Annotated in this window: 1 protein-coding gene; it reads right to left on the bottom strand. The window is 62.3% G+C overall.

The genetic code is table 11. The annotated features are described in order from the left end of the window. Positions 1-539, bottom strand: a 539-nt coding sequence (locus SPHV1_RS23925) for a TrbI/VirB10 family protein (protein ID WP_304437729.1), incomplete at both ends; no start/stop codon positions are given.

Here is a 539-nt window from a genome sequence, read left to right as displayed (position 1 = left end):
TGTCCGAGCTGCTGGCCGAGAGCTTGGCTAAGGGCTTGGCTGGCGGACATGGTGCCATTGGCGTTGAGGCCGGTTTGCGGCTGACTAAGGGTTACGCCAGCGGTCACACCAGACATGAGCAGAGCGGAGCCGAAGATACGGAACCAATGCGCGTTCACTTGGTCATGGAACCCGGCATAGCCCGCGCTGTCCGACCCCGGCATAGCGCCAAGGTCGATCGCCTTGCCGTCAGGAAAGATGATCCGTTGCCACGCGATGAGCGCGCGCGTCTGCCCAAAGACCGGGTTGGAATCATACGCGCCGACAAGGCGGGAGCCTTGCGGGATCAGGAGATAGCGGCCCGTCGCGGTATCGAACACGTTTTGGGAAACTTGCGCGACAATCTGCCCCGGTATTTGCGAGTTGATGCCGGAGATCAGCGTGCCGGGAATTACGAAGCCCGCGCGGAGCTGGTAGCGGGAGGGCGCTTCTACTTGGCTGTTCGAGGCCCAGCGATTGCCACCCGCATTGTTGGCGAACTGGCCATAGTTGGCAGGCGG

The sequence above is a fragment of the Novosphingobium sp. KN65.2 genome, from assembly GCF_001368935.1.
Lineage (GTDB): Bacteria > Pseudomonadota > Alphaproteobacteria > Sphingomonadales > Sphingomonadaceae > Novosphingobium > Novosphingobium mathurense.
The sequence above is the reverse complement of the archived record's forward strand: the minus strand, read 5'-3'. Positions and strand labels throughout refer to the sequence as shown.